This is a genomic window from Frateuria sp. YIM B11624, assembly GCF_049727805.1.
Lineage (GTDB): Bacteria > Pseudomonadota > Gammaproteobacteria > Xanthomonadales > Rhodanobacteraceae > Frateuria_A.
On record NZ_JBCNYA010000002.1, the window covers coordinates 84,193 to 103,312 of the forward strand.

The window sequence follows — 19,120 nt, forward strand, 5'->3', positions numbered from 1 at the left end:
GCCGCCCCCCGGCCGCCGGCGCGTGCGTCAGCGGATCAGCCGCGCCGGCTCGCCCGCTTCCACTGCCAGCAGCCCTTCGTCGTCGATCACCGTGGGCGGCGTCTCGTGCGAGCGGCGATAGCTGGCCAGGATGCCGCCGTAGTGCACCACGCGGCCGATCGTGTAGAGGGTGATGCGCACCACGTCGCGCACCGGGCTGAAGTGGCTCAGGCGGAACTCGCCGTGGTAGCGCGAGGCGATCGGCACCGAGATCACGCCCAGGCCTTTCTCGCGGCAGGCGGCGATCAGGATTGCCGCCTCGAACACGAAGTTCTCCGCCGGCAGGTCGACCAGTTCCAGCGCCGCGCGCGGATACCAGCGCTGGCCGCTCTGCGTGTCGGCCACCGGCACGCCGCAACCCCAGGAAATACCCCAGTCGGCCACCGCGTTGGCGCGGCGGCGGCCCCTGGGTTGCTGCTCGCGTTCGAGCAGGCGCGCGCCGATCACGATGTGGTCGGGGTAGCGCTGCGCCGCCTCGACGATGCGCGGCACGTCGCTGGCCAGGTGCTGGCCGTCGCCGTCCATCGTCACCACCGCGTCGAAGCCCTGCTTCAGCGCTTCGCGGAAGCCGTGGCGCAGGGCCTCGCCCTTGCCGCGACGCTGCGGGTGGCGCAGCAGCGTGACCGGCAGGGCATCGACGATCTCCGGCGTGCGGTCGTCCGAGCCGTCGTCCACTACGATCACCGGTACGTTCAGCGCCAGCACCGATTCCACCACCTGTCGGATCGCCGCCTCCTCGTTGAGGCAGGGAATGAGCACGCACCAGCGCGGCGGGTTGGGTTTCACGTGCCTTTCTCCAGGTGGACATCCATGCCGAGCGAGCCGGCCGCCATCAGGCGGCAGCGGCCCGCGCCCTGCGCGAGCAGGGCCAGCAACGGCAGCGCCGAGGCCGATGGGCTGGCGGCCACCCAGTCGGCCGGCACCACCGATGCGGACGATGCAGCGGCGATGCTACCGGGGCAAAGGTGCAGAGCAAGTCGGCCCAGCGTGGACGCGCCAGCCTGCGGGCTGAGCACCAGCGCGCAGCCGAACGGCGCGGCGCTGGCGGTGACTTCGGCCAGCGGGCCGCTGCCCGCGGTATCGCTGCATACGAGCAGTACCGGTCGCGCATCGGCCAGCGCCAGGCTGGCCGCCTCGAGCAGGCCGGCGCCGAAACTGGCGCGCTGCGCGCACACCGCGTTGGACGGCGCGTGGCAGCCGGTGGCGATGGTCCAGTAGCCGGCCGGCGCGTTGTGCACCGAATTGTGGAAGCGCGTGGGCGAAAGCTCGGCCGGCGCGCTGGCCAGGATCGCGCACATGTAGTCCATGATCGGCTGGTCGCCGTGCGAGGAGGCGAACACGCAGGCCAGCGTGGCGGCGTCCCGCCCGCTCATCGCCACCGCCTGGCTGGCCACTTCGGCCGCCAGCAGCACGCTTTCCGGCGCGCGGCGGCGTTCGTTGGCTGGCAGCAGGGTGGCTGGCGGACGGGCCGGCGAGGGCGCCACCGCCTGGCCCCGCAGCGCTGCGCGCAGGGCGGCGAAGTCGCCCAGTTGCGGCGACCACAGGCCGACGCCCTCGACGTGGACGATGAGCGCGCTCATGCACCGTACTCCGCGCGCGCAAAGGCCAGGCAGGCGTTGTTGCCGCCGAAACCGAACGAATTGCTGAGCGCCACGTTCACCGGCCGCGCCTCGTTGCGCCAGGCGAACTGCGGGCCGCAAGCGGGATCGGGGTCCTCGACGCCCAGGTTGCCGGGCACCAGGCCATGTTCGATCGCCAGCAGCGCGACCGCCGCCTCCAGGATGCCGGCGGCGCCGAGCGTGTGCCCGGTAAAGCCCTTGGTGCTGCTGGCGCGCGTGCGTTCCGGGAAGGCGCGGGCGATCAGCGCGGCTTCCACCTCGTCGTTCTTCAGGCTGGCCGTGCCGTGCAGGTTGATGTAGTCGACCTGGGCCGGTGCCAGGCCGGCGCGCGCAAGCGCATCGCGCAGCGCGAGTTCGGCGCCGAGACCTTCCGGGTGCGGCGTGGACATGTGGTGGGCGTCGCTGGCTTCGCCGTAGCCGAGCAGGCGCGGGGCGCCGGGCGCGACCTCCGTGCGTTCGAGCAACGCGAAGCCGGCGGCTTCGCCGATCGAGATGCCGCTGCGTGCGCGATCGAACGGACGGCACGGCGCGCGCGAGACCAGTTCGAGCGCGTTGAAACCGAACAGCACGCTCTCGCACAAGGTATCCACGCCGCCGACCACCGCGGCGTCGACCAGGCCCAGGCGGATCATCCGCTCGGCGCTGGCGAACACCTTCGCGCTGGAGGAGCAGGCGGTGGAGATGGTCAGGCATGGGCCTTCCAGTCCCAGCGCCTCGGCGAGGAAGCCGGCCAGCGAATGCGGCGCGTGGATCGGCGGGCGCAACATGTCGTCCGGGAAGCCGCCGTCGGGATCGAGCCGGCGATAGGCTTCCTCGGTGGCGCCGATGCTGGCGGTGGAGGTGCCCATCAGCAGCGCCACGCGGGTCGCGCCGTAGCGCTCGCGCGCCGCGTGCACGGCATCGAGGAAGCCGTCCTGGTTCAGGCCCAGCCATGCGAGCCGGTTGTTGCGGCATTCCCAGGCAGCCAGCGAAGCAGGCAGGGGGGTCTGCTCGACGCCGTCGACGCGGCCCACCCAGCATTCGAGCGGCGCGAGACTGAAATCGTTGGCGCGCAGGCCGGTGCGGGCGTTCTCGAGGGCGCGCCGATGTGCCGCCAGGCCGTGGCCGAGGGCGGAAGTGGCGGTGTAGGCGCTGACCGCCAGGGGAGTGATCGGTTGCAACATCGAAGCAGCCTAGCGGCGGGTCGCGGGCTTGCCTAGCCTTGTCCCGCAGCCGCGCGGCGATGGTTCATTCTTTCGCGGGAAGCCGGTCCGGTGGCGCGCGGGCGAGGGATCGAGGCCTGCGGCGGAGCCGCCGCGGAGCGGTACCTGGGACGGCTTTAGCCGCATCGGCCACTTCGTTCCAGCGCCGGGGGCGAGCTGCCGATTGCCGCGGAGTCGCCGGCTGCGCACACTGCGCGTTTCGTCCCGTCGAACCGCCGTGCCCCGTCCCCTGCAACGCAATCCCTGGCGCTATATGCGCGATGCCGACGTGCTGCATGCGGCGGTGGTGACCTTGCTGGCCGTGTTGCTGAGTGCCGGCCTGGTCTGGCTCGGCTATCTCGCACACGTATGGCGGATCGCGCGAGGTGCACGCACCACGCTGTCGGGTCGCTGGGTGGTGCTGGTGTTCGGCCGGCAGCTGGCCGGCGACGAGCCCGGGCACGACTACCGTGGCCGCCTGGCCCGTGCGCTCGTGCTGCTGCGCGAGGGGAGGGCCCGGCGCGTGCTGCTGCTCGGCGGCTACAGCGGCGGCCGTCGCAGCGAGGCGGAAGCCGGCCACGCCTGGCTGCAACGGCAGGGACTGCCTGCCGACGCCCGCGTGGAACTGGAGCAGGAATCGGTCGATTCGCTGGAGAACCTGCGCCATGCGCGCGGCCTGCTGCAGGGCGGCGACCGCGCCGAGGTGATGCCGCCGGTCGCGCTGCTGACCAGCCGCTACCATCTTGCACGCTGCCTGTTGCTGGCACGGCGGCTGGGCTTCGATGGCCACCCGGTCGCGGCCGAGGAAACGCTGCCCCGCACGCCGCGCTACCTCGCGCGGCTGGTGATGGAAGCGACCTACCTGATGTGGATCGACCTGGGCGTGCGCTGGGCCCGGCTGATCGGCCATCGCCGCATGGCCGGGCGGATCAGCTGAGGCGCCTTGTGCGGGCCAGGCTGGCACGGCAGACTCGCCGCGCCGCGCTCCGCGGCCAACTCGATGACAGGGGAAGTCCGATGTTCCGTTCCCGTTTCCTGCCGGTACTGCTGCTCCCGCTGCTGCTGTTGACGATGGCGTTCCGCCAGTCGCCACTGGTCGATCCGGCGCCGATCGCCGTGCCGGCCGGCATGACCGACGTGCAGGTGGGCAAGGCGGTGAAAGGCGCGTTGCTCGGTCGCGGCTGGGCCGTCACCGACCAGCAGGCCAGCAGCATCAGCGCCCAGCTCAGTCGCGACGAATGGGTCGCCAAGATTCGTGTCGATTTCGACACCAAGCAGGTGCAGATCCGCTACGTCGACAGCAAGAACCTCAAGTACGAGGTCAAGCGCGACGGCACCCGGCTGATCCATTCCAATTACATGGGCTGGATGCAGTACCTCTCCGGCGACATCGGCCGCAACCTCGAGCTGATCTCCGCCGCCGCGGGCTGATGGCTGTCCTGCCCGCGTCGACGCACCACGGCGTCGGCGCGGGTTCGCTTGCTAAGCTCTGCGGCAGTCCCCGCCGCACCGATCCGCCGATGAGCCAACAAGCCGACCAGGCCGAAACCTTCCTGCAGGACGTGCAGGACCGCATCTGCAGCGCCGTCGAGCGGCTCGATGGCGGCGCGCGCTTCGTCGAGGACCGCTGGACCCGCGAGGCGGGCGGCGGCGGCCGCACCCGCGTGCTGCGCGACGGCGCCCTGTTCGAACAGGCGGGTGTGAACTTCTCCCGAGTGCACGGCCACACCTTGCCGCCCAGCGCCACCGCGCACCGGCCGGAACTGGCCGGCGGCAGCTTCATCGCCACCGGCGTGTCGCTGGTGCTGCACCCGAAGAACCCGTACGTCCCGACCACGCACGCCAACGTGCGCTATTTCGAGGCCAGCAAGCCGGGCGTCGAGCCGGTGTGGTGGTTCGGGGGCGGTTTCGACCTGACGCCGTTCTATCCGTTCGACGAGGACGTGCGGCACTGGCACGCCGTGGCGCGCGAGCTGTGCGCGCCCTACGGCGAGGACGTCTATCCGCGCTACAAGCGCTGGTGCGACGAGTACTTCTACCTCAGGCACCGCGGCGAGACGCGCGGCATCGGCGGACTGTTCTACGACGATCTCAACGACGGCGGCTTCGAGCGCTGCTTCGCCTTCACCCGCGACGTGGCGCAGGGCTTCCTGGATGCCTACCTGCCGATCGCCGAGCGCCGCCGCAACATGCCGTACGGCGAGCGCGAGCGCGAGTTCCAGTTGTACCGGCGCGGCCGCTACGTAGAGTTCAATCTGGTCTGGGACCGCGGCACGCTGTTCGGTCTGCAGTCGGGCGGGCGCACCGAGTCGATCCTGATGAGCCTGCCGCCGCGGGTGCGCTACGAGTACGGCTACACGCCCGAGCCAGGCTCGCCGGAGGCGCGGCTGGAGGCGTACCTCAAGCCGCGCGACTGGCTTTCAGAAACCTAGGCCGCGGGACGGAGTTACGGCTGGTCGCCGCTGAACTTCACCGGCGTGGCGCCCTTCACCGGGCCGATCTGCGCACTGTCGCTGACCTGCAGCACCACCTCGCGGCGAAACTCCAGCGTGCCCTGCACCACGGCGTGCGGGCCGATCACGATGTGCGGCGGGCGGCTGTTGCCCCAATGGAACCAGCCACCCGGCTTGTCGACCAGGATGCCGCCCTCGACCCGCGAGCCGGCGCCCACGTCGATGTCGCCGCCCACCGTGCCCAATCCGCCGGCCACGTGCGCGGCATCGAGCACGATCGCGCCGTTGACATTGGACACGCGCCCGCCGACGTCGGTGTTGTGACCCAGCCGGATGGCGCCGTTCACCGCCTCGATCGTGCTGCGGATGCGGCTGTCCGCGCCCACTTCGACACTGCCGTTGACGGTGTCCAGCGAATCGGCCTGCACGTGCGTACCCAGTTCGATGGCGCCGTTGACCGTGCTGGCCTCGCGCACGACGGCGTTGTCGCCGATGCGTACCGCGCCGTTGACCGTGCTGACGTCGCCGGCGTGCTGGCCAGCCTCGACACGGGCGGTTCCGTTGACCTTGTCGATGTCGCCGTCGCCGGCGACGGCCGCCAGCGGCAGGCAGAAGGCGAGGGCCAGGGCAAAAGCGAGATGGTGACGGCGCATGGAACGGTTCTCCTCGGGTGAATACCTGCGGTTGGATGCACGGATGGCGGGTCCGGTTGGCATGACCTGTGGCAGGGTCGATTTGACCTCGCGGCGGCGGCGCCCCACCATTTCGCGTTCTCCCGCCGCCGAAGCCTACGCCATGCACAAGCTCGTCCTGATCCGCCACGGCCAGTCCCAGTGGAACCTCGACAACCGCTTCAGCGGCTGGGCCGACGTCGACCTGACCGAGCAGGGCATGGCCGAGGCGAAGGAGGCGGGCCGGCTGCTGCTGGAGGCAGGTTACAGCTTCGACGTGGCGCACACCTCGGTGCTCAAGCGCGCCGTGCGCACGCTGTGGGGCGTACTCGATGCGATGGACCTGATGTGGCTGCCGGTGGTCACCGACTGGCGCTTGAACGAGCGCCACTACGGCGGGCTGACGGGACTCAACAAGGCTGAAACGGCGGCCAGGTACGGCGAGGACCAGGTCAAGATCTGGCGCCGCAGCTACGACATCCCGCCGCCGCCGCTGGACCGCGCCGACAATCCGTCCCTGCGCGATCCGCGCTACGCGCTGCTCGACCCGTCGATGATCCCCGACACCGAATGCCTGAAGGACACCGTCGCCCGCGTGTTGCCCTATTGGCACGACGTGCTGGCGCCGGCGGTGGCGTCCGGCCAGCGCGTGCTGGTGGCCGCGCACGGCAATTCGCTGCGCGCGCTGATCAAGTACCTGGACAACATTTCCGACGAGGCCATCGTCGAGATGAACGTGCCCAACGGGGTGCCGCTGGTGTACGAGTTCGACGAGGCGATGAAGCCGCTGCGCAGCTACTACCTGGGCGATCCGGACGCCATCGCGGCGAAGATGGCCGCCGTGGCCAACCAGGGCAAGGCCAAGTAGCCGCACGGCAGCGGTCTCCTGCGGTGGAGAACCGATCGGCGCGTGCCGGCGAGAAGCGTCATCTCCGGGATGCTCGGCGCCGTCGCTGACACCTGTCACCCGAGTCGCCTGCCACCCATCCATCGCGGCAGGCTGCGCACCCGGGTAGGCTTGCCCCACTTCATTCGAGGGACAAGCCGTGGCGCCGAACCTTCTCATGCCCACCCTGGTATCGCCGCTGGTCGCCTTCATGGTCTGGCGCCGCGTGCGCCGCCAGTTCGGCCGCCAACCCGTGCGCCGCGGCGCGATGATCACCCGCGTGGCGATCCTCACCGTGGTGGCCGGCCTGGTCTCGCTTGCCGGCCTGCACGACCCGCGCTTGCTCGGGGGCCTGGCCGGCGGTCTTCTCGGTGGTGTTGCGCTGGGTCTGCTGGGCCTGCACCTGACCCGCTTCGAGCGGAGCGCCGATGGCCGCGACCTGTACCTGCCCAACCCGTGGATCGGCGCCACCGTGACCGCGGTGCTGGTCGGGCGGCTGGCCTGGCGCTTCCTGGTGTTGATGCCGCACGCCGGCGCGGCCGCCCCCATGCTGGCGCCGACCACGCCGCAGCTGGGCAACAGCCCGCTGACCTTGCTGGTGGTGGGCCTGATGATCGGCTATTACGTCAGCTATTACGCCGGCCTGCTGGTGCACCACCGGCGTTTCGAGCGGTCGCAGGACAAGATCGCGCAACCGTAGGTCGGGTTCCATCGCTTGCGCACCCGCGTGGCGGGCTGGAGCCCTACGCGCGCCTTACAGGGCGTCATTGTCCAGCTCGCCCGTACGGATGCGGATCACCTGCTCCAGCGGGCTGACGAAGATCTTGCCGTCGCCGATCTTGCCGGTGCGCGCCGATTGCTGGATCGCCTCGATCACGCGCTCGAGCTGGTCGTCGGCGACGGCTACCTCCAGCTTGATCTTGGGCAGGAAGTCGACCACGTATTCGGCGCCCCGATAGAGTTCGGTGTGCCCCTTCTGCCGGCCGAAGCCCTTCACCTCGGTCACCGTGATGCCCTGGACGCCCACTTCGGCCAATGCCTCGCGCACGTCGTCCAGTTTGAACGGCTTGATGACCGCCACGACCAGCTTCATGGATGTTCCTCGCTCGCTTTCCCCGGGCCAGCCGCCATTGTGCCTGCCGGCCCCCGGCCTGTCGCCCCGGCGGGGCGTGTAGGACAATCCCTACATTCTCTGGCGGAGCCGGCCGATGGTGTACCTACGTTCACGTTGCCTAGACTTCCTACCGACCCGATCGAGGCGCCGTCCATGATGGATCGGCAGGAAATCGACCGAATTGCCCTGCGACTCGTGTCGCTGGTACCGCCAGGGTTGGCACAGGCGCAGCAGGACTTGCGAACCAACTTCCACGATGTCCTGACGCAAGGATTGCGTCGTCTCGAACTGGTCACCCGCGAGGAGTTCGAAGTCCAGAGCCAACTGTTGGCGCGCACCCGCGCCAAGGTCGACGAACTGGAAAGGCGCGTCGCCGAACTGGAGGCCGACGCGGCCGGCGAACCCTAGCTTCCAGCTCCCGGGAGCCGCCCCCGATCCGTCACCCTCACCCCGAGAAGCGATCGGGGGCGGTTATTTTTGCCTGACGTCGATGGAGTCGCGTTCCACCATGCATTCCGGCGACCCCATCGCACATGGCCAGCACGGCCACGCACATCGTGCAGCCGCTGCGTCGCGTGCGGCGGCGGCTGGCCGCGCCGGCCGCCGGATGGCCACCATCCTTTCGTTTCTCCAGCCGTGGCGGTCAGGGACGACCGCACCCTGGCCTGCGCGGTGGGCGCCGTGAGCCTGGCGGTCACGCTGAGCCGGGCGCAGGAAGGCGTGTCCGCGCCACAGGTGATGGTCGAGGTCCATCTCTCCGGCGGATTGCCCGGCACGCACATCGTCGGCCTGCCCGAGGCGGCGGTGCGCGAGGCGCGTGACCGCGTGCGCGTGGCGATCCAGAACGCCGCGTTCGAGTATCCCAACCGCAAGGTCACCGTGAACCTGGCGCCGGCCGAGCTGCCCAAGGATGGCGGCCGCTTCGATCTCGCCATTGCGCTGGGCATCCTGGCCGCCGGCGGGCAGGTGCCGCGCGAAAAACTGGACGAATGCGAATTCCTCGGCGAGCTGGCGCTGTCGGGCGATCTGCGTGGCGTTTCCGGCGTGCTGCCGGCGCTGCTGCGCGCCCGCGCCCGTGGCCGGCGCGTGGTGGTGCCGCGCGCCAACGCCGCCGAAGCTGCGCTGGTACCCGAGGCCGACGTGCTGGTGGCCGACTCGCTCGCCGAGGTTTGCGGCTGGCTGCGCGACGCGCAGGAACTCGGGTTGCCGGGCCAGGCCGACGATGGGCAGACGCCCATTTCCGGCATGCCCGACCTGGGTGACGTGCGTGGCCAGCTGCAGGCACGCCGCGCGCTGGAGATCGCGGCCGCGGGCGGCCATCACCTGTTGTTGATCGGTCCGCCCGGCACCGGCAAGACCATGCTGGCCGAGCGCCTGCCCGGCATCCTGCCGCCGCTGGGCGAGACCGAGGCGCTGGAAACCTGCGCCGTGCTGTCGGTTGCCGGGCAAAGCGTCGAGCCTTCGCGCTGGCGCCAGCGGCCGTTCCGCGCGCCGCACCACACGGCGTCGGCCGTGGCGCTGGTCGGCTGTGAATTCCCAAAGTGCGCGCGACTCAACAATAGTGGATGCGACCGCGGATGAGGACTAAGCGCGAGGCCGCCGTTGAGTTCCTCCAATTCTTGGCGGACATAAGGGATCCGGGTACAGGCGAGGTGTTGCCAGCCGAGCTCGCGAAGCGCCTAGGAATGCGCGAACCGGAACTATTGGCTCGCTGGTGTAAGCGCGGCGCTGCCATTTGCTGGCGCCAGTTCACAGATGAGCTGCTGTCTGTGTTGGACGCGAAGCAAGAAGAGACGGGCGATCTCAAGGTAGCCATCGCTTGGTACCGAGCAACGCCGTTGGCCGAGTTTCAAATGGCCACGCCTGACGACCTGGTCAATGCCGGGGCAACAGCGGCACTGGTCAAGGCAATCAGACGATGAAGTGCCCAGCCGGACGCTCGGGATAGCGTTGAGCGTAGTCGCAGGTGGGCGCCTCGATGGGTAGGCATGCGGGAAAGAGTTCGGCGGCCCCACAAGTTCGAACACCTTACTCTTGATCTTGAGTGGCTTCCTCGAGCGCACGATGGCAAGCTGAAGGTTGAACGATACTAGTGTGGATACGGATTTGGTGGGTGAAGTGAAGTCCATCCCGCCTATCTGAAACAGGGGGAAGACGAATGTCAGGTTCAAGTAGCGGCAGCGGGATCGGTTTTTCGGGGAACAACGTAACGTGTGAGGACTTAGTCATCCACACACAGCTGAGTTCACCCGTACCGAATGTAGTTCAATCACTGTCTGTCGGCGATGTCCTCACTGTTGAGCTCGAACAAGGTCCAGTTACCGAACTAGTTGTGGCCAAACATCACGGGATGGTCGCGGGTGGTCTAGCTTCGGCGCAAATCATGCGTCTGATTGAGTGCATCAAATCGGGCACGATTTATAAGGCGAAGGTTACCGCGATCAACGGCGGGCAAGTAAAAGTTAAGTTAGAGACTCGCTGAGATGCTAACGATCGTTGGCGGGGTCTATCGGGAGCTTGTTCACCGCGAAGGGTGGGACGAGTACTACGGGTCAGCGGGACGCGCGGCCGAAGCTATAGTGGAGTTAGGGAGCGACGTCGAGTTGTACACCTATCTGGACAGGCCTGCGACTGTTTCGCTAGCTAACCGGAATAGGGGGCAACGATACGTAGTCCACGCGCATCAGGTGGATCGGGTAGCGACCTTTGCTTACATTCATGAGCTCGCTAGCCCTGTTATTTACGCCCCGTCCGCCGACCACCCAAAGTTTGAAATCAAAACGGAAAAAGCCGTCGTCTACGGTTTGTACGCCGGTGAGGCGGCGGTAACAGCCGACTACGCGGTGTACGATCCCCAGAACGCAGCCAACCCGCACCTGTTTTCAGATCAAGGATCGAAAGCCAGACACCTCGCCGTAGTACTGAACCAGTACGAGGCCGCAAAAATCTTAGGTGAGCCGTTTTCTACGTCAGCAGACGAGCTCGCGAGGAAAATTGCGGAGCGTGAAGGTGCCGAAGTTGTTGTTATGAAGGCTGGGCCTATTGGCGCACTGGTTCTTTACCAAGGCCACATGACTTTTGTGCCCTCGTACCAAACTTCTTACGTATTCAAAATCGGCTCAGGCGACATTTTTGTCGCAGCGTTCGCGCAAGGGTGGCTTGAAGAAGGCCTTTCACCCCATGACGCCGCAGAGCGTGCGTCGCGCGCCACTGCTTTTTACGTACAGGAGCGCAGGCCCGCAACGGCCCAGGAACTGCGAGAGTTTCGTCCCAGCCCGGTTCCAGTGGGCGAGAAAAATAAGCGGCACGTGAGGGATGGTGGCGATCGAGCAAAGGTCTATCTTGCCGGCCCTTTCTTCACGATGGGGCAGCTCTGGGTGGTCGAAGAGGCTTTGCGTGCGCTAAGCGCCTTAGACCTTGAAGTGCTTTCTCCCTATCACCGTGTCGGGCCAGGCGAGGCAGGTGTAGTAGTCAAGGCCGACCTTGATCTATTGGACGAGAGCGACCTTGTCCTCGCCATCGGTGATGGGATGGACGCCGGAACCGTCTTCGAGGTTGGCTATGCCAAGGCTCAAGGCAAGCCAGTGGTCTTCTATGCCGAGAACGAGGTGGGTGAGGACTTGAAGATGTTTCAAGGCAGCGGCTGTCACATGGTTCGGCACTTCGCCACTGCCATCTACCGGACCGTCTGGGAGGCCATGGCCCTGTGAGGACCGCAGTTCTTCTGTCTGGTGGTATGGACTCGTCAGCATTAGCTTGGTGGATCCGCCCGGAAGTCGCTATCACGATCGACTATGGGCAGCTTGCGGCAGAGGCTGAGATCCGCGCATCCGCTGCCGTCTGCCGGGAGCTGGGGCTTTCGCACACCGTCGTTAGCATCGACTGCAGATCGCTGGGGTCCGGAGATATGGCCGGAGGAGAGCCTGATGTTCACGCCCCATGTTCCGATTGGTGGCCCTACCGCAACCAGCTCTTAGCAACCATCGCTGGCATGCGAGCAATCGCGCTCGGCGTAGATCGCCTTCTAGTTGGCACTGTGGCCAGCGACGGCTCTCACGCGGATGGACGGCCGGGATTCTTTGACCGCATCGATTCCTTGATGGCATTTCAAGAAGGTGGTCTACGGGTCCTCGCACCTGCGATCGCAATGTCGACCTCGGAGCTCATTCGCGTTAGCGGCATTCCAGCTTCCAGCTTGGCGTGGGCGCATAGCTGCCATAAGGCCAACGTGCCCTGCGGCCAATGTCGGGGGTGCAACAAATACTTCGAGGTCTTCCATGAGCTGGGATTCGACTTGGAGAGGGCTGGGCCAGCCCCGGCCACTGCTTGAGCCCTCGATCTATGATGAGCACGTCTGGTCATTGCAGACCGCCAGACCGCTACCTCTGCCGGTCGTGGACTCTGCCTTGCTCAACACATTGCGTGGCCGGAGATCTGCGAGGCAGTTCGGGCGGCTAAGCGAGGAGGATCTAGCGGCGCTGCTTTGGTCAGTCGCAGCTTGCAAGGAGAGCGTTGATTCCCCGATGGGCTTTCCTTTGGAGCGCCGCGGCGTTCCCTCCGCCGGTGCGATCCATCCCATTCACATCCTGGTATGCGACTCTTATAGCCGCACTTTGAGCCGCTACGACGGCTTGAGCCACACCCTGCAGCGACTCGATGTTCTTGCCCCCGTCGATCTATTGGCGATGCTTGGGGAAATTCTTCCGATGCAGGACGGTACGTTGCTGCTGTTCGTGGCCGAACCCGGTAAGACCGACGCGAAATACGCCGATCCGGTGAGCTTGGTGCTCAGAGATGCCGGCGTGTTGCAAGGTGCTATGGCAATCGCGGCAGAAGCCTTGGGCTTGAACTTCTGTTTACTTGGGGCAACGGGCGACCCATGGATTGCTGCACTATCCGATGAGGGAAAGTTGCGCGGTGTCGGCGCGGCGCTTGTTGGCTCGCGTACGTGATGGCATGAACTTAGCGCTGCGAAACTCCGCAGGGAGCCGATCAACGATATCTTGGACGGCACGAGGTGCCGACATCATGTCGTACCACATCACCGCGTCCAGTTCCGATGGGCGTACGCCAAGGCCACGGCTGAACATAAGGAAGAGCTGTTCCATGGCGATATAGTCACGCTCAACGGTCATCTTCGAGCCGAAGAACCCGGCAAGCACGCCAGCCCGAAGAATGTGGATGTCGAGGATGGCCACATCATCTGCATCCAGCCAGTTGCGCGCGATCCAAGATGCCGTCTTGTAACCCACGCCAGGGCTCTCCAAGAGCCAGTCACGTAGCACGCGGCCGCTGCTTAGAGGCGCATCCTCGCCCTCCAGGCGGGCTAGCCCCTTTGCAAGATAGCTGGCCTTCTGCCTCGCAAAGCGATACCGCACATAGCGCTCTCCTACCTTCAAGGGCTCGGAAAGTAGGCGCAGCAGCGTCTCTTCGCTCGGGCTAGTGGTCGCGAATGCGCCGCTGGAGCGCAAATGCTCAAAGGCGGCTAGTCCAACGCTCGCTGGGATGCCATGGCCACCCAGCACGCACGCGCCGAACTCTTCGCGCAACGATGCGCCCAGCCTGTAGCGTACGGGGGACGATACCAAGCGCCGAGCGATCACCTGGTAGGCCCAGTAGGCTGGCGTAGGGAAGGCATAAACCTCACCCCAACGCACGTTATCCATAACCGTGGTGTCTGGATCAGGGAGCTCGACGTTGATCGCCATCGAGCCGAGGTCGACGGATGCTATTTGCATAGCACCTCCTGAAATTCTTCACCGAATGCCTCGGACATCCAACGGATGAAAGCCGCTCGCTCAGTGGTGGCCATGCGCGTCACACGTCGGTGGAGAGTTTGGGTGCGCCGTTGGATGGTCTGTCGCTCCCGGAAGGTCCGTCCGAGGTAGCGCGGATCGTGGAGCACCAAAGGCGCCGGAAAGTTCATCCATACAGTTTCTTCGCGGAGACCCGTGTGTGTTTTGGCCATAAAGCTATGCTTGCGCCACCCGGCTAGCCGCGTGTCGTAGAGCTCGCTCGAATAGCCAGAAAGCATCACCATGCAGGGAAGCGACTGAAGCGCATCAAGAAGCCGCTCATGGCCTTCCTGGTTGTATTCGTGGCGATAGATGGGTCCGCCGCGTCGCGTAGATGGCATATAAGGAGGATCGCAATAAACGAGCTCCTGCCCTGTGAAGGGAAATTTGGCCAGGTAGTTCAGCGCATCCTCGTGAACGAGCTCAAAGTGCACACCGCCCTTTTCCCGCCACCGCTCGACAACGCGCCGATCGATTTCAATACCGATATTTCGTGCCGCTGGGCGCTTGTGGCGCATGACCGCGCCGCCGCCCAAGTGCGACTCGATGTAGGTATGGTGCTCCGGCATCAAGTTGATCAGATGCTGGTAGCAAACGCCTTTGCCGCCTGGGTATCTCATGGGGCAAGCATCGTCAAAAGTGACGATGCCGTCAACCGAGCGCGGCTAGCCAGCCGTAGCGAGGGGCCAAACACGCCTGAGTTGGTCCCGGTCTCGGTTCTTGCGACATGCCCGGGCGAAGCCAAACGGCCTCGACTGACAAGGAGAGCGTCTGTGCGCCGGCTCATCTGCCGCGTACGTAAGGGGGCTTGAGGTGGCCGCTGCGGGTTACATTTCTTAAGAGGTGTGCCGAAAAGTTCTTTGGGACTCCTTGAATTTCTTCTGCACAACTGCTATCCAAGGTCGTCGGCCATGATATGATCGGCGGCTATGCCCATCGTCGGCATCTGAAAGGGGCTTGCAATGACTGCAAATTTGCTCCAAGAGCGCGAAGACGTTAGAGCGCAAGACGCGCCACAGGCGCTTGACTGGTCGCGTGCACAAGTTTCCAGCTTGGCAGAGGACGTCGCTCGCTTCCTCGATTACAAGCCTGGAGATGCGCTTGAGCCCATCGTGGGCAAACTTGGCGGGACCATTGAGTTCGCGGAGTCTGACGCGAATGAGATGAATTACGGCTCCATCGTCGCCGAGGGCAGCAGCTTTACGATCTCCCTACCGCTGGACAGCAGTCCTATGCGGGATCGTTTCACTCTGGCGCACGAGCTGGGGCATTTAGTGCTGCATTACTTGTACCCACGCAACACGTTGCGCAGGGAAGTGCCGCGCATGCGTGCCAACCGCTTTGGCTCCGATCAGGCTGAGTGGGAGGCCAATTGGTTCGCGGCCGCATTCCTTATGCCGGGTGAAGCTTTTCGGAGCACCTACGAGGAGCTCGATGGCGATATCCCCGCTATCGCTAACAAGTTTAAGGTGTCGCACTCGGCTGCCAGCGTGCGTGCGAAGTCGCTTAAGCTCCCAGTGTGACCGACGAGCCCTCGCAGCCTTCTGCTGATGACCCTTTCGACGGGCTGAGGGGCACCCTCAAGCCTCAGCTGCGCCTGTTCTTGAGCGCCGATATCGTAGGCTCGACCGCTTTCAAACAGCGCCGCGATGAGGACGGTTGGTTCGACATCGTTCTGCGCTTTTATCAGTACGCAGAAACCTCCTTCATGCGTCACTGGAATCTGGGGCGGGGCCCAGTCAAGACAAAACAACAACAGCACGCTGCCCTTTTTGGTGAGTCACCCACGCTGTGGAAGACGATCGGTGACGAGGTTACCTTCTCGAAACAGATCACTCATCCTGCGCAAGTGATGACCACGCTGCACGCTTGGATCGCTGCATTGGACGATCTCCGTGCGTTGCTGATGAAGAACAAGCAGGATCAGCTGGACGTCAAGGCATCAGCTTGGCTCGCAGATTTCCCTCTGCGTAACCGCGAGGTGGCGTTGCGCGTGGGCGTAACGGATCAGCCGGACGATACCGAGCGCGAAGATGGTTGGTTGACCTGGCGCAACGACTCGCTCTTGGGCCAGTACCCGGGTAAGGAGGGGGTCCACCTCATCAAGGACTACGTTGGCCCGTCGATTGATACAGGCTTCCGCCTAGGGGCTAGTGCGTCGCCCCGGCGATTGGCCATTTCAGTCGAACTTGCCTATGTGGTCGCTGGCGAGATCATAAATCTTGAGAACGAAGACCCGATTTACAAGATCGCCTCGTTTCAGATTCGCCCCTTGACCTTGAAGTATGACCAGATGCTACCGCTCAAAGGAGTGCTTGGCGGTGCGCCCTATCCCATGATCTGGATCGATGTGTTACCGCGAGAGGAATTGCACCAGTTCGAAGACGAGCTCCGCGGTGTGGCTGCAGCGCCAGCAGATAAAATACGAGGCTTCGCTGGAGCTTATATGAAGGCGCACGCTGACAAGCTTTGTACGTTGTTTATGCAGCACGATCCAGAGTTGCCAGAGGAATACGGAAAATTTCCGGTTACCAAGAATCACCGACTCGCTGAAAAGGAACGCGAGTTGAAGAGCCTGCATGCCAAGTTGGACGTGGAACAGGAAGCGCTGGCTGTAGAGGATAAAGAGCTCAAGTCCGAACAGACGAATGAGAGCGCGGAGCCTGCCACCGGCAAGCGGTCGCTTATGGACCTGCGCGCCCTCCTGGACAACATCAAGCCTGAACTGCCGGTCTAGACGCCGAACAATCGGATGGCGCCATAAAGCACGAGGCACACCGAAACTAGAATGGCACTGCGGTGTGCCATTTCGCCACGCTTGATGAGGGCCCATTCAGGTTCGATAACCAAGTTGGCGAGCATCGTAGCCTTGTGGATGTTGTCCTCGATCTGCTGATAAGCGTGCCCTGAACCAACTCCATCGTACTCTCCGAGCAAGGTTGCTCGAAGGTCGACGAGCGTTTTGCCGAGCTCGGCTGCAGCGGCACTTGCGGGAGGATCGACCCTGGGAAATCCAACAGGCGAGGTCAGAGAGTGGAGATGGTTGTAGTAAGGGGACGCCGTTCGCGACTTGGTCAGCATTTCCCACACTTCCGTATCCGATTTTGGCGGTGAGTTCGAACGCTGATAACCGGGCAAGAGAGCTAGCGCGCTTTCGGAAAAATTCAAATGAAGAAGCGCCATTTGAAAGGCGTGGCGAAAGGTAGCCCAATGTTCCGTCAGTTCGCTTTCGAGCTCGGTAATGTCTGCTTCGCTCAAGCTGCCACTTTTGTGCTTTCGACGAATCTGGATGCGCCCAGCGATCACATGCGCCGACGCCAAGCAATCACAAAGCGCGTTGCGCAGCCCATTGATCCAATCGCGCCGAACATCTGAGATCTTTGACTCCTTGTCAGCTATCAGCTTGGCGGTTGCCAGTGCCGCAGCCGCAAGCGCGCCCGCGATAGCAATCTTGTCCTTGAATTCCATGTCTGTCCCTAAGATCGTGACGGACCATTCTAAGCGACCGGTCGCTCTCATGCGCATAGCGAATTCCGTTTCGACTCACACCAACTCCTGGGTCAGTACCCGTGCGAGGCGGCGGAGGCTGTTGGCAGCGTAGCGGCACCTAAGTGCGATTGGTCTGGAAGCGTTGCGAGCCATAGGGCAATCGCCCGTACGGTCTCCGTCGGCGATCCCACTTGGGTATTGTGGACAAAACTGGACGCCTGATGTGGGAGTACGAATCCCCGGGGCACCAAACCAGCATGCTCTACGGGGAGCTGAGGGACCGGCAGTCGACCAGGCCATTGCTTCCTGCTGCGCACCCTGTCCCGGGCGAATCGCATGGCTTGCATCTGACCCGCTACCCCAGTGAAGCTCGTTCGTTCGCGTGATCGCGAGTAGATTCAGCTTTGGCAACGTGGATTGACCGGATGCACCGAGCGCAGGTTTATCTGACATCAACGGGTTGCGGCGCCCTTGGCGTCAGGGGTACGCGCATGTATAACTGGCCCTGTGTATCCGTACAATTTGGTCGGTAGCCCGTGGAAATACATTTCAACCAATTGCTGGAATGGCTAACGGCAAACCAGGGCATTACGAATGCGCTGGCGACAATCGCGAGCGCGGTTGCAGCTTTGCTGGCGCTATTCGTTTCATTCGTCTCGCTAGTCGTGGCCGGAAGGTCAGTGCGAGTGCAACACAAGCACAACAAGCTATCGGTTCGCCCATTGCCGGAAGTCACCGTGGCTGATTTCGAGAATATCCTGAGAGTCAAGCTTCGAAATCACGGCTCGGGCCCACTCCTCATCAAGTCGCTGCGCGTCCACGGCTACGATGGATCACACGAAACTCTCGTAGATGCGGTCCCCGCACTTCCGCAACGTCTTTGGACCAACTTCTGCGGAAATGTCGATGGCCGCTCGCTGCTACCCGGTAGCGAAATCGTCCTGTTGGAACTGGTCGAAGAGAAAGGTGAGCTCGGATTCAAGGGGAGCCGCGACCTCGCTCGAAAGGCGCTAGCCCTCGCGGTCGTGTCAGTGGATTACAGTGACGTGTATGAGTCCGGCTTCCAGCCGTATAAGAAGTCGCTGGAATGGTTCGGCAGGCACTGGGCTACGGCCTAGCAATTCGTCCGAGCAGGGGTAGCTCCACGGCGCGGGCTTAGCTCAAGTGTTAGACCTGTAGGAGAAAGGGCATGCTGGGTTGGCAGGTCTTTGCATTTCGCAACTCCAGCGCAAAGCGGGAAGACCTGGTTGTGCATTGGATGACCAGCGTCTTTGGCCTAGATTGGCTTGACCAACTCGTGAAAGACGGAAGGGCAATTGATCTCGGAGGCGATGGTTATCCTAATCGGTATGAAATCTCAGCTGGCGTCCTAATCCCCATTCTTTCTGAAGGTCTGCCTGCCAATAACAGTCCGCTGGTGATCGGGGATGACTATGTTCTGCCTGAAGGTTGGAGTGGTAGCGTTACTTGGCGACAAGACCCAGCGACCTGTGGCGCTAACGACACTCTATTCCTTGAGGTGTGGGATCAGAGTTAGTTCGCTTCGCCCTCGGCTTGATGTTGAAACAGCTCACGGCAACGCTTACCGCGTGCACTACCCTCTATCAGATGCTTGAGCAGTGCCCAACAGGGCGGCGCTACCTGCTCTCCTTAGCCATCATGGGCACTACCGTCGCCCGGACTGAGGCCAATAGCGATGCGTCGGACTCGTCTAGCCTATGCACGGCGTGCGGCACCCGGGACAGCTTCGAGTTCAAGGGTGAACGGATGCGACCGGTGGGCTTCGCCCATCCCATCGATGTCGAGGAGGAACTTCTCCTCATCGCGTGCCGGACGTCAGCTACGCGGGCCAAGCTGACTACGGAAACGCCTG

Annotated in this window: 22 protein-coding genes and 1 pseudogene; 15 read left to right on the forward strand and 8 right to left on the reverse strand. The window is 64.1% G+C overall.

Going from position 1 to position 19,120, the window contains the following annotated elements; translation table 11 throughout:
* Positions 1–27: 27 nt before the first annotated feature.
* From AAIL17_RS01320 to AAIL17_RS01330, 3 genes are read right to left on the reverse strand one after another with little or no spacing between them, the layout of a single operon-like run.
* Positions 28–825: a glycosyltransferase family 2 protein gene (locus tag AAIL17_RS01320; RefSeq protein ID WP_424681000.1), complete on the reverse strand. Its 798-nt coding sequence runs from the start codon at positions 823–825 to the stop codon at positions 28–30.
* Positions 822–1,619, reverse strand: a complete 798-nt coding sequence (locus AAIL17_RS01325; protein ID WP_424681001.1) for a beta-ketoacyl synthase chain length factor — start codon at positions 1,617–1,619, stop codon at positions 822–824. The genes AAIL17_RS01320 and AAIL17_RS01325 overlap by 4 nt, the downstream gene beginning before the upstream one ends.
* Positions 1,616–2,821 carry a beta-ketoacyl-[acyl-carrier-protein] synthase family protein gene (locus AAIL17_RS01330; RefSeq protein ID WP_424681002.1) on the reverse strand — a complete coding sequence of 402 codons (1,206 nt, stop codon included), beginning with the start codon at positions 2,819–2,821 and terminating at the stop codon, positions 1,616–1,618. Before AAIL17_RS01330 ends, AAIL17_RS01325 begins: the two co-directional genes overlap by 4 nt.
* A 256-nt stretch (positions 2,822–3,077) precedes the next feature.
* On the opposite strand from AAIL17_RS01330, the gene AAIL17_RS01335 reads away from it, so the two are divergent.
* From AAIL17_RS01335 to hemF, 3 genes are all read left to right on the forward strand, one after another.
* The gene (locus AAIL17_RS01335) at positions 3,078–3,776 is read left to right on the forward strand and encodes an ElyC/SanA/YdcF family protein (RefSeq protein ID WP_424681003.1); all 699 of its coding nucleotides are present in this window, start codon (positions 3,078–3,080) and stop codon (positions 3,774–3,776) included.
* 80 nt (positions 3,777–3,856) lie between these two features.
* Positions 3,857–4,270 (forward strand): hypothetical protein, encoded by a 414-nt coding sequence (locus AAIL17_RS01340; protein WP_424681004.1) that lies wholly within the window; start codon positions 3,857–3,859, stop codon positions 4,268–4,270.
* 89 nt (positions 4,271–4,359) lie between these two features.
* On the forward strand, positions 4,360–5,271 hold the full coding sequence (gene hemF, locus AAIL17_RS01345) for an oxygen-dependent coproporphyrinogen oxidase (protein WP_424681005.1): 912 nt from the start codon (positions 4,360–4,362) through the stop codon (positions 5,269–5,271).
* Positions 5,272–5,285: 14 nt separating this feature from the next.
* Here hemF and AAIL17_RS01350 read toward each other — a convergent pair whose 3' ends face one another.
* Positions 5,286–5,945 (reverse strand): hypothetical protein, encoded by a 660-nt coding sequence (locus AAIL17_RS01350; protein WP_424681006.1) that lies wholly within the window; start codon positions 5,943–5,945, stop codon positions 5,286–5,288.
* A gap of 142 nt (positions 5,946–6,087) precedes the next feature.
* Here AAIL17_RS01350 and gpmA point away from each other — a divergent pair, with 142 nt between their 5' ends.
* Complete coding sequence (gene gpmA / locus AAIL17_RS01355) at positions 6,088–6,831, forward strand: 2,3-diphosphoglycerate-dependent phosphoglycerate mutase (protein ID WP_424681007.1); 744 nt, start codon at positions 6,088–6,090, stop codon at positions 6,829–6,831.
* Positions 6,832–7,027: 196 nt separating this feature from the next.
* Entirely contained in the window at positions 7,028–7,549 is a 522-nt protein-coding gene (locus AAIL17_RS01360) for a DUF1453 domain-containing protein (protein WP_424681008.1), read from the forward strand.
* Between the two features lie 54 nt (positions 7,550–7,603).
* On the opposite strand, the gene glnK is transcribed toward AAIL17_RS01360, so the two are convergent.
* Complete coding sequence (glnK, locus tag AAIL17_RS01365; RefSeq protein WP_091338139.1) at positions 7,604–7,942, reverse strand: P-II family nitrogen regulator; 339 nt, start codon at positions 7,940–7,942, stop codon at positions 7,604–7,606.
* Between the two features lie 174 nt (positions 7,943–8,116).
* On the opposite strand from glnK, the gene AAIL17_RS01370 reads away from it, so the two are divergent.
* The 6 genes and pseudogenes from AAIL17_RS01370 (at position 8,117) to AAIL17_RS01395 (ending at position 12,915) form a co-directional block, all read left to right on the forward strand.
* Positions 8,117–8,371 (forward strand): accessory factor UbiK family protein, encoded by a 255-nt coding sequence (locus AAIL17_RS01370; protein ID WP_424681009.1) that lies wholly within the window; start codon positions 8,117–8,119, stop codon positions 8,369–8,371.
* Between the two features lie 273 nt (positions 8,372–8,644).
* Positions 8,645–9,490, forward strand: a pseudogene (locus AAIL17_RS01375) (YifB family Mg chelatase-like AAA ATPase); the annotation flags it as partial.
* A 158-nt stretch (positions 9,491–9,648) separates the two neighbouring features.
* On the forward strand, positions 9,649–9,885 hold the full coding sequence (locus tag AAIL17_RS01380; RefSeq protein WP_424681010.1) for a hypothetical protein: 237 nt from the start codon (positions 9,649–9,651) through the stop codon (positions 9,883–9,885).
* 681 nt (positions 9,886–10,566) lie between these two features.
* Complete coding sequence (locus tag AAIL17_RS01385) at positions 10,567–11,673, forward strand: PfkB family carbohydrate kinase (RefSeq protein ID WP_424681011.1); 1,107 nt, start codon at positions 10,567–10,569, stop codon at positions 11,671–11,673.
* Positions 11,670–12,293 (forward strand): 7-cyano-7-deazaguanine synthase, encoded by a 624-nt coding sequence (locus AAIL17_RS01390; RefSeq protein ID WP_424681012.1) that lies wholly within the window; start codon positions 11,670–11,672, stop codon positions 12,291–12,293. Before AAIL17_RS01385 ends, AAIL17_RS01390 begins: the two co-directional genes overlap by 4 nt.
* Positions 12,241–12,915 carry a nitroreductase family protein gene (locus AAIL17_RS01395; RefSeq protein WP_424681013.1) on the forward strand — a complete coding sequence of 225 codons (675 nt, stop codon included), beginning with the start codon at positions 12,241–12,243 and terminating at the stop codon, positions 12,913–12,915. Before AAIL17_RS01390 ends, AAIL17_RS01395 begins: the two co-directional genes overlap by 53 nt.
* Here AAIL17_RS01395 and AAIL17_RS01400 read toward each other — a convergent pair.
* Positions 12,856–13,701 (reverse strand): 8-oxoguanine DNA glycosylase, encoded by an 846-nt coding sequence (locus AAIL17_RS01400; RefSeq protein ID WP_424681014.1) that lies wholly within the window; start codon positions 13,699–13,701, stop codon positions 12,856–12,858. The two genes, AAIL17_RS01395 and AAIL17_RS01400, sit on opposite strands and share 60 nt — an antisense overlap.
* The gene (locus tag AAIL17_RS01405) at positions 13,692–14,378 is read right to left on the reverse strand and encodes a DNA adenine methylase (protein WP_424681015.1); all 687 of its coding nucleotides are present in this window, start codon (positions 14,376–14,378) and stop codon (positions 13,692–13,694) included. Before AAIL17_RS01405 ends, AAIL17_RS01400 begins: the two co-directional genes overlap by 10 nt.
* 342 nt (positions 14,379–14,720) lie before the next feature.
* Here AAIL17_RS01405 and AAIL17_RS01410 point away from each other — a divergent pair, with 342 nt between their 5' ends.
* The gene (locus AAIL17_RS01410) at positions 14,721–15,281 is read left to right on the forward strand and encodes an ImmA/IrrE family metallo-endopeptidase (protein ID WP_424681016.1); all 561 of its coding nucleotides are present in this window, start codon (positions 14,721–14,723) and stop codon (positions 15,279–15,281) included.
* Positions 15,278–16,495, forward strand: coding sequence for a hypothetical protein (locus AAIL17_RS01415; protein WP_424681017.1), 1,218 nt, complete (start codon positions 15,278–15,280; stop codon positions 16,493–16,495). Before AAIL17_RS01410 ends, AAIL17_RS01415 begins: the two co-directional genes overlap by 4 nt.
* Here the strand turns inward: AAIL17_RS01415 and AAIL17_RS01420 are convergent.
* A complete protein-coding gene (locus AAIL17_RS01420; protein ID WP_424681018.1) occupies positions 16,492–17,226 on the reverse strand; it encodes a hypothetical protein in 735 nt (244 codons plus the stop codon). The genes AAIL17_RS01415 and AAIL17_RS01420 overlap by 4 nt on opposite strands.
* A gap of 557 nt (positions 17,227–17,783) precedes the next feature.
* On the opposite strand from AAIL17_RS01420, the gene AAIL17_RS01425 reads away from it, so the two are divergent.
* Together AAIL17_RS01425 and AAIL17_RS01430 are read left to right on the forward strand one after the other, a co-directional pair.
* Positions 17,784–18,365: a hypothetical protein gene (locus AAIL17_RS01425; RefSeq protein WP_424681019.1), complete on the forward strand. Its 582-nt coding sequence runs from the start codon at positions 17,784–17,786 to the stop codon at positions 18,363–18,365.
* 71 nt (positions 18,366–18,436) lie between these two features.
* Entirely contained in the window at positions 18,437–18,784 is a 348-nt protein-coding gene (locus tag AAIL17_RS01430) for a hypothetical protein (RefSeq protein WP_424681020.1), read from the forward strand.
* Positions 18,785–19,120 lie beyond the last annotated feature (336 nt).

Coding starts and splice junctions, on each gene's coding strand:
- AAIL17_RS01325 (WP_424681001.1), bottom strand. CDS start 1,619: ATGAGCGCGCTCATCGTCCACGTCGAGGGCGTCGGCCTGTGGTCGCCG.
- AAIL17_RS01330 (WP_424681002.1), bottom strand. CDS start 2,821: ATGTTGCAACCGATCACTCCCCTGGCGGTCAGCGCCTACACCGCCACT.
- AAIL17_RS01340 (WP_424681004.1), top strand. CDS start 3,857: ATGTTCCGTTCCCGTTTCCTGCCGGTACTGCTGCTCCCGCTGCTGCTG.
- hemF (WP_424681005.1), top strand. CDS start 4,360: ATGAGCCAACAAGCCGACCAGGCCGAAACCTTCCTGCAGGACGTGCAG.
- AAIL17_RS01350 (WP_424681006.1), bottom strand. CDS start 5,945: ATGCGCCGTCACCATCTCGCTTTTGCCCTGGCCCTCGCCTTCTGCCTG.
- gpmA (WP_424681007.1), top strand. CDS start 6,088: ATGCACAAGCTCGTCCTGATCCGCCACGGCCAGTCCCAGTGGAACCTC.
- AAIL17_RS01360 (WP_424681008.1), top strand. CDS start 7,028: ATGCCCACCCTGGTATCGCCGCTGGTCGCCTTCATGGTCTGGCGCCGC.
- glnK (WP_091338139.1), bottom strand. CDS start 7,942: ATGAAGCTGGTCGTGGCGGTCATCAAGCCGTTCAAACTGGACGACGTG.
- AAIL17_RS01370 (WP_424681009.1), top strand. CDS start 8,117: ATGATGGATCGGCAGGAAATCGACCGAATTGCCCTGCGACTCGTGTCG.
- AAIL17_RS01380 (WP_424681010.1), top strand. CDS start 9,649: ATGCGCGAACCGGAACTATTGGCTCGCTGGTGTAAGCGCGGCGCTGCC.
- AAIL17_RS01395 (WP_424681013.1), top strand. CDS start 12,241: ATGAGCTGGGATTCGACTTGGAGAGGGCTGGGCCAGCCCCGGCCACTG.
- AAIL17_RS01400 (WP_424681014.1), bottom strand. CDS start 13,701: ATGCAAATAGCATCCGTCGACCTCGGCTCGATGGCGATCAACGTCGAG.
- AAIL17_RS01405 (WP_424681015.1), bottom strand. CDS start 14,378: ATGAGATACCCAGGCGGCAAAGGCGTTTGCTACCAGCATCTGATCAAC.
- AAIL17_RS01410 (WP_424681016.1), top strand. CDS start 14,721: ATGACTGCAAATTTGCTCCAAGAGCGCGAAGACGTTAGAGCGCAAGAC.
- AAIL17_RS01420 (WP_424681018.1), bottom strand. CDS start 17,226: ATGGAATTCAAGGACAAGATTGCTATCGCGGGCGCGCTTGCGGCTGCG.
- AAIL17_RS01430 (WP_424681020.1), top strand. CDS start 18,437: ATGCTGGGTTGGCAGGTCTTTGCATTTCGCAACTCCAGCGCAAAGCGG.